This is a genomic window from Streptomyces sp. SPB074 (assembly GCF_000154905.1).
Taxonomy (GTDB): domain Bacteria; phylum Actinomycetota; class Actinomycetes; order Streptomycetales; family Streptomycetaceae; genus Streptomyces.
Window position 1 is genome coordinate 1,492,064 of the sequence record NZ_GG770539.1, and the last position, 1,743, is coordinate 1,493,806.

The window sequence follows — 1,743 nt, forward strand, 5'->3', positions numbered from 1 at the left end:
CATGAGCGAGAGCGACGGGACGTCCAGCTTCCACTGCTGCCAGTACAGGGGCACGTCCATCGTCCGGCCGGGCACCAGCTCCGCGAGCGCCCCGGAGCGCAGTGGCGGCTCCGCCTGCTGCTCCGGTACGAGGCCCCAGCCGAGTCCCGCGCACACCGCGTCGCAGAACCCCTCCGACGTGGGCACGTAGTGCCGGAGCGGTCCCGCGCCGGGCGCGCCGGGGATCATGGACCGTACGAACCGGTCCTGGAGCTCGTCGCGCCGGTCGAAAACGATCACGGGCGCGTCGGGCAGACGCTCCGCCAAGGGCCCGTCCGCCAGGTGCCGTGCCACGAATCCCGGGCTCGCGACCGGCAGATACCGCACCCGGCCCAGGGGACGGACGGTGCAGCCCGCCACCGGTTCCGCCGAGGAGGTCACCGCCGCCATCACCTGCCCCTCGCGCAGCAGCGCGGCGGTGTGCGCCTCGTCCTCGCGGCGCAGCTCGAAGCAGACCGGCGGACTCTGCGGGACCCTCGTCAGAGCGGGCAGGAACCAGGTGGCCAGGGAATCCGCGTTCACGGCGATGGGCAGGCGGGCGGGACCGGCTTCCGCGCTGATGCCGAGTTCCGTCCACGCGTCCCGCTCCAGCGCGGCGAGCTGGCGGGCGTAGCGCACCACCACCCGCCCGGACTCGGTGGCCCTGACCGGCTTCGTGCGCTGGAGCAGGACGCGCCCGGCGCGCTGCTCCAGCGTCTTGATCCGCTGACTGACGGCGGACGGTGTCACGTGCAGGACGGCCGCCGCGGCGTCGAAGGTGCCCTCGTCCACGACGGCGAGGAGCGTCCGGACCTGATCATGGGGCAGGAAGTCCATCACGAACGCTCATGCTACGTAAAAAACTTTAGCTGTACTGATGTCAGGCGGTCCCCCTAGCGTCGGTGCGTGACCAACGGAATCCTCCCGGCGGCTTTCGCCGGGTTCGGGACGGGACTGTCCCTCATCGTCGCCATCGGCGCGCAGAACGCGTTCGTGCTCCGGCAGGGGGCACGACGGCAGGCGGTGCTCGCGGTGGTCGGCATCTGCGCGGCCTCCGACGCGGTCCTCATCGCCCTGGGGGTGGCCGGGCTCGGCGCCGTCGTCACCACCTGGCCCCTCGTGCTCACCGCGCTCGGCCTCGCGGGCGGGGGCTTCCTGCTCTGCTACGGGCTGCTCGCGGCACGCCGCGCGCTGCGGCGCACCGGGGCGCAGGCGCTGACGGTGCGCGGGGCGGCGGTCGGCTCCGCGCGCACCGCCGTTCTCACCTGTCTCGCCCTGACCTGGCTCAACCCGCACGTCTACCTCGACACCGTGCTGCTCCTCGGCTCGGTCGCGTCCGACCGCGGATCGCTGCGCTGGGTCTTCGGGCTCGGCGCGGTGCTGGCCAGCCTGGTGTGGTTCGCCGGTCTCGGCTACGGCGCGCGCTTCCTCGGCACCGTCCTGGCCCGCCCGGGCGCCTGGCGGGTCCTGGACGGGCTGGTCGCGGCGACGATGCTCGCGACGGGCGGCTCGCTGCTGCTGCGTACGCTCTGACGACGCGGGACGCACCGCGCGGCGTACGTCGCGCATGTCGCGCCGCACAGCGGGTACGTCGCGCCGCGTAACCCCCCGCTGCTTCGGCGGCGTACGGCGCGTGGGAGACGTACGGCGCGTGGACCGCGCACGTCGCACCGACCGCGCGCGTCGCGCGGACCGCGCGCGTCGCCTGGAGTCAGCGGCCCGATC

2 protein-coding genes are annotated in these 1,743 nt (G+C 74.0%); one reads left to right on the forward strand and one right to left on the reverse strand.

The window, feature by feature from the left end; genetic code table 11:
- The coding region (locus SSBG_RS05970) for a LysR family transcriptional regulator ArgP (protein ID WP_037869052.1) at positions 1–855 on the reverse strand (855 nt) is incomplete at its 3' end.
- 69 nt (positions 856–924) lie between these two features.
- On the opposite strand from SSBG_RS05970, the gene SSBG_RS05975 reads away from it, so the two are divergent.
- Positions 925–1,551, forward strand: coding sequence for a LysE/ArgO family amino acid transporter (locus SSBG_RS05975; protein WP_008745306.1), 627 nt, complete (start codon positions 925–927; stop codon positions 1,549–1,551).
- The last annotated feature ends 192 nt before the right edge of the window (positions 1,552–1,743 follow it).